This window comes from Flavobacterium sp., assembly GCF_029242675.1.
GTDB lineage: Bacteria > Bacteroidota > Bacteroidia > Flavobacteriales > Flavobacteriaceae > Flavobacterium.
The window spans coordinates 1-6223 of sequence record NZ_JAQWTM010000146.1 but is presented as its reverse complement, the minus strand read 5'-3'; the positions used below and the strand labels follow the sequence as shown (position 1 = coordinate 6223).

Sequence of the window (6223 nt, the reverse complement as noted above, 5' to 3'; positions counted from 1 at the left end):
CAAGTCTTGGGTCAGATGTGTGATTTGAAGTCCTGTTCAAGCTACCAGTTCCTTTTAAAGACTGTGCAAATTCACTTGTAACATCATAATCTGCAGGTCTTGATGCAAAGTAAGGATTAGAAACTCCATCTGCAGTTATATATTTGAACCAAGGTTCATCTGCCACTGTAGTAATTACACCAGCTGCGTTACTTAATGCTGAATTAAATTCAACAGCGGAGTATCCTGAAGCAAGTGGGTATCTTTTTGAAAGTTGAAGTGTAGCTTGTAACAAAACTGAGTTAGCTAATTTTTTCCATTTTGATACATTTCCGCTGTAAAGTACGTCTCCTTTAGGCGCTGTTTGAGCGCTATTTAGCATATCACGGCCGGATTTTAAATCTGCTATCATAGCTTTGTAAACGAATTCTTGAGTATCGTATTTAGGATTCAAAAAATCTAGTCCAGCTCCTGCTTCAGTATAAGGAATGTCACCATACATATCAGTGATTCTCTTTGTTACTATAGCTTTCATAATCTTCGCAACACCTAATTGGTTGTTTAGTGAACCTTGAGATAAAACTGTTGGCGTCACATTAGCTGGAACATTTAGAAAGTTGATTAGAATATTTAAGTTACCGAATGCACGAACGTAATATTCGCTCCAATCTTGTGCAACATCACTGTATCTAGTTTCGTCTAAATACACATTTTGTGTTTGATACTGAACGTATAAAGTAGGGTTAGTCGCGTATATTCTACCTGCGTTATTTGAGTAGTCTAAAATGGCCCCCGTCATCAAACCCGCTGGATCAATTTTTGAAGGTCCGTTGATATTTTGGTTTGTGTCTCCAAAATCTACAGTATCACATGATGCAAAAAGCAGTGCTGCAGATAATGTAGTTAAAATATATTTTTTCATATCTAAGTTGTTAAAAAGTTAGTTTTACATTAAATCCTAAACTTCTAGTTCCTGGTAATTGACCATTTTCTCCAAATCCACCAGCTAGTTCAGAAGGGTCCCATCCGTTTTTATTGTCTTTAGATACCGCAATAAGCCATAAGTTTCTTCCAACTACACCTATTGTAGCACTTTGGAAAATATTTTTAAATTTAGCTCCAGAGAACGTGTAAGACAAAGAAACATCTCTTAATTTTAAATAACTTGCATCATGCACAAAAGGTTCAGCAATATTGTTTGCTTTGAATTGTGCAAAATAAGGGTTTGCAGATACATACGTATCAACTGGTGCGCCTGACGCATCAACTCCCACTACATTCACACCACCTGATTGTGATGGATTAGCTAAGTTTACATCTTCTCTAACATTGATTCCGTTGTTGTTAAGTGCTGCTGTTTCCTCAAGTAAACCTGAATATGTTCCCCATGTTTCTGAAAGTGAAAAGAATTTTCCACCTTTTTGAAAGTCCATACTAGCTGCTAAAGTGAAATTTTTATAGGTTACTTGATTGTATAAACCTCCTGTGAAATCAGGTAATACTGATCCATAGTCATGGTTAGTTTCAATTTCAAACAATCCATCTGAGTTAATTACTTTGTTTCCGTTTAAATCTCTTTTGATAGCTGAACCTCTAATTTGTCCCCATTCAGCTCCTTCTTGTTGAGTTACTGTTGCTAAATTCCAATCATCAGTACCACCTGGTCCATTAATGGCAGATAATCCCTCTCTGATTTTTACAATAGTAGTTTTGTTAGATGCAAAATTTAAACTAGCATTCCAATTTACACCATCTTTGTCAGCAGCTTTAATAATATCGCCTCCTAAAGTCAATTCGATACCTGATCTTTTTGTTTCCCCAGCGTTTGTTAGGAAACTATAGCTACCTGAAGAATTAGGTATGTTGATATTGATGATTTCGTCTTTTCTGTTTTCGTTGTAGTAGGTTGCAGAAAAGTTGACTCTGTTATTCAAGAACTTTAAGTCAATACCTGTTTCAAAACTCGCATTTTGAGCAAATTTTAAATTTGGATCTACAACAGTCGGTTTGTTAAATAAGGCAACATTTGTGCTGTTGTATGGATGAGCATTAAGTTGAGAGTAGTTTGGATTAAGTGCTAATGCATTTGCATCCGTACCGATTATGGCATATCCTGCTCTTAATTTACCATAACTTATAGCTTTGTTTTTACTCATTAACTCTGTGAAAATCAAACTTCCACCGATAGATCCCGTAGTGTTACCATTAGCTGTACTTGGCATAGCTGATGACCAGTCTCTACGTACTGTACCATCTATAAATAAATAATCATTATATCCTACGTTAGCTAAAGCATAAATACTGTTTACACTTTTCTGAGAAAATTGCGGTATAGATATAGGAGTTACGCTAGCATTAGAAAAAGTGTAAACATCTGGTAAAACCAGACCACCAACTCTAGATGTAGGATTTATTTCAGTTGACAATCTGTCAAACGAATTGTTTCTCACACTTGTACCTGCTGTACTAGTCAAACTAAAGCCTTTAAATTCGGTTTTGTAGTTAATCCTCGCATCGTAGTTGTCTTCAACGCTAACTGATTTGTAAATACCAAACGCATTTTGCCAAGGATTGTATAAATCAGGAGCCGCTGAGAGTGATAATTCAGTTGGAAAGTAGTATTTTCTACCGTATGTGTTTTGATTTCTGCTAAACATCCCAGCAACACTTAATTTATCATTGATTTTGTACGTTGGATTTAATGAAAAAGTGATATTGTCTGTTTTTTGCTTGTAATCATATTGTTCTAAGTAGGTATAAGGGTTGTACCAGAAAGCTGGTTTTTGATAACTTCCACCTAAAGTATAGTACTCAGGACCCCACCAGTTCCATGTAGCTTGGTATCCTGCTCCATTTTTAAGATCTTTTAATTCACGTAATTTATTAACATCAAGTTGTCTACCAAACCATGAATTAAATGATCCTGAAGTTTGATTACCATAACTATCATCAAATTCTCCTCTTATTTTTCCAGTGGTATAATTCATTAATACATCTACTTTTAGTTTGTCATTTAAATCATATGACATAAAAGATGATACGTAATTTTTAGTTTGTCCTGTGAAAGGTTGGATACCTTGTTGGTCAAGATTAGTGTAAGATAATCTTGCATTAAATCTATCTCCTCCTCCACTTAGTGTAAACGAATTACGTTTAGTTACACCAATGTCATAAAAGTCTTTGATGTTGTTTGGCTGTGCAGAATATTTTGCAGTTTGTCCAAAATAAGGACTATCAGGCGACCATGAGTACCAAGGTAAATAGTCTTGATCATCAAATTTTGGACCCCAGCTTTCATCTGCGTAATTGTTGTCTTCGTAAAGATATCTTTTACCATTCATTATTGACCACTCTGCTGGGTATGCTCCACCAAAACCGCCAGCAGCAAAATCAAATGTTCTAAAACTGTCATTTCCTTCATATCCAGTTCCGTAAAGGTTTTGGTACTTTGGCAAATATGCCACTTTGTCGAAAGTTGTAGAACTGTTGATATCAACAGTCATTCGGCCGTTAGCACCTTTTTTAGAAGTCAGTTGAATAACACCATTAACTGCTCTTTGGCCATATAGTGCTGTAGCATTTGGTCCTTTTAATACTGTTACATCAGCGATGTTGTCCATGTCAATATTGTTTGGGTCAACTGCAACACCATCCAAAACATACAATGCATCATTGTCTTCAGTCAAACTTATCGCTCCACGTATTCTGATTTTACCTGTAGAGCCTAATTTTGCTCCCGCTTGGCCATTTATTTGAATACCAGCAACTTTACCAGCTAAAGCACCTTTAACATCTACATTTTGTGTAATGTTAAGTTGTTCTGCCTTTACTGTTTGTGCAGCATACGGTAGAGATTTAACTGATTGCTTTATTCCCAATGCGGTTACAACCACTCCTTCTAATTCTAATGCAGTACTTGCTAACTTTACGTTAACAGTGGTGCTAGAAGCAGTTAATTCTTGGGTTTTCATCCCAATGTAGCTAAATACTAAGACCTGGCTTGGAGAAGCTTTGATCGAAAATTTACCGTCAAAATCAGTTTGCGTTCCTAATTTTGTTCCTTTGATCAAAACACTGGCACCTGGTATAGGCATTCCTGCATCATCAGAAACAATACCGGTAACGGTTCTTTCTTGCGCAAAAGTTAGTTGCGCCATTAGTACTAATAGTAGTACCAAGATTCCATTGAACTTTAGTTTCATTTTTTAAAATTTTTAATTAGTGAGACAAAAATCTTAATAATTTGTTAACTAACCTAATGTTGTGGAAAGAAATTTTGTCTTATTATTAAAATTTAACATTGTAACTAAAATGAGCTATTGTGTTATAAATAACTGTTTTGTCGTTTTTGCTGTAAGGTTTTACCAATAAGATCTTCATTAAACCAGTTCTTGTTTGTAGTCCTATTCCTAAACCAAAACTTAGTATTCTTTTAACATAAGTATTTGTTGCAAAGGTGTTTGGAGAGGTGTAGTTACTATAATCAGTTACTGTGTTTAGGTAAAAATTGTCGTTAAGTAGGTATCGGTATTCTGTTGAGAGGACTAAATATGTTTTGGCTAAAAGACTATTTTCTTGAAAACCTCTTATACTGTTTATGCCTCCAAAGCGATATAATTCGTTTTGACCATATTCTTTACTGACTAGTGATTGAAAAAGTGCTTTGGCATTCAAGTGATTTTTTTGATTTAGGTGAAAGGTGTTTGAAGCGCTAAGTGCTATGAATTTTTGTTGATTTATATTGTTGACTGAAAATTCATTTGTATTCTCTCTTTTGCCAATGCCAAGTTTTAAATCGATATGGCTTTTAATTGGGTTCATTGAATTGCTTCGCTCTTTAAGCTTAAATGAAAATGAGCTCGTATAAAAAGTGCTATTAAAATCGCTGATTTCGCCATTATTGATATTCTGGATGTCGCTGGAGCTAGTCGTTTCTCTTCCTATATAAATTCGGGTGTTGTATTTTATGTAGTAACTGGCGTCGAGTGCGGTTTTAGTGTTTTGAAAAGTGCTTTCTTGTTTAAGAATGTTGAGTTGAGCTTTCAGTCCAATTGGACTGCCAAAAAGGTACGGTAGTTCTAGTGTGCTATTAAAGGTGGTTTGGTTATTTCCGTTGCTTTTCCAGTTCAGTCTAAATTCCTCACCGGTATTTAAAATATTTTCAAGTTGTAAATCTAAATAGCCACTTAAGGTTAATTTTTGATTTTCATTAGTGTTAAATCCTATGAATCCGTCAAAGGTGTTAGCGTGTTGTTTTTCTATGTAAACGTATATTTTGGTAGAATCATGGGTGAATAATGTTTCCGGGTATTTTGATTGCGTAACAAAGTTGTATTTATCAAACTCTTCTTTGATTTTATTGATAGTGTTGTCAGATAGTAGATTATTTTTGAATTTTTTTACAATCTGATTTAGATGCCCTTTTGGGAATTGAAAACTGGTGTTGTTATTTTTAGCAACAATTATGGTATTTATTTGTTTCTGTTTGTTTGGATTAATTACTAGAGTTGCAATCAGGGAAGAAGCTCCCTTTTTTAGATCAGTTAGGTTAACAGTCGCGAGAGGATAGCCTTCGTTATTTAATAATTGTTTTTTGTTATTTAAAAAATTTGAGATTTGCGAGTACTTTACAATCATTGTATCCTGCGTTATTTGTAGAATTTTCTTTAAACTAGGATTTATTGAGCTGGTAACCTTAATAGTGGTGATTCTTTTACCAAGATCTAGGTTAGCTATGTAGGAGCTGTCGTTTATTTTAACTTGGTTGACCAAGAGGGTTTCAATGAAGCCCTTTTGTATGAGATAATTTTGCGTTTTTGAGATTTCAGCAAAAAGATGACCTAAGTCTTGATGTTTCGTTTGGTAGTTTAAAGAATCAATAGATTTTGTTTCATTCACGGTCTTTCCTTCTATGGTAAGATGGTATTTTTGTGCAAAACAAGACAAGTTTGAAATGATTATTAAAAGGAGGAAGCTAATCTTTTTCAAACGGGTTTCGATTTAAGTTACTGGAATACAAATATCCAATCTTTACGGTTAAAATCAAATAGCTAAATAATCTTATTGAAAATTAATGGATTAACATTTGTAGAGTAAAAAATAATTTATACATTTGCAACCCCGTAAAAAGCGGGAATTAAATATACATAATAAATTTTTAGTATTAATTATGCCAACAATTCAACAATTAGTAAGAACAGGAAGAACTCAGATAACTAAGAAGAGTAAATCGGTTGCTTTAGAT

3 protein-coding genes and 1 pseudogene are annotated in these 6223 nt (G+C 34.3%); 1 reads left to right on the top strand and 3 read right to left on the bottom strand.

The genetic code is table 11. The features are described from left to right. From P8M54_RS05790 to P8M54_RS05780, 3 genes are all read right to left on the bottom strand, one after another. Nucleotides 1–901, bottom strand: a 901-nt coding sequence (locus P8M54_RS05790) for a SusD/RagB family nutrient-binding outer membrane lipoprotein (protein ID WP_300286138.1), incomplete at its 3' end; no start/stop codon positions are given. Between the two features lie 10 nt (nt 902–911). After that, nucleotides 912–4181, bottom strand: coding sequence for a SusC/RagA family TonB-linked outer membrane protein (locus P8M54_RS05785; protein ID WP_300286135.1), 3270 nt, complete (start codon nt 4179–4181; stop codon nt 912–914). A gap of 85 nt (nt 4182–4266) precedes the next feature. After that, nucleotides 4267–5967 carry a hypothetical protein gene (locus P8M54_RS05780; RefSeq protein ID WP_300286133.1) on the bottom strand — a complete coding sequence of 567 codons (1701 nt, stop codon included), beginning with the start codon at nt 5965–5967 and terminating at the stop codon, nt 4267–4269. A gap of 154 nt (nt 5968–6121) precedes the next feature. Between P8M54_RS05780 and P8M54_RS05775 the strand changes: the two are divergent. Further along, nucleotides 6122–6223: pseudogene (locus P8M54_RS05775) on the top strand (30S ribosomal protein S12); the annotation flags it as partial.

What these genes read in the sequence shown, in the direction of transcription:
- P8M54_RS05785 (WP_300286135.1), bottom strand. Translation starts at nt 4,181, where the DNA reads ATGAAACTAAAGTTCAATGGAATCTTGGTACTACTATTAGTACTAATG.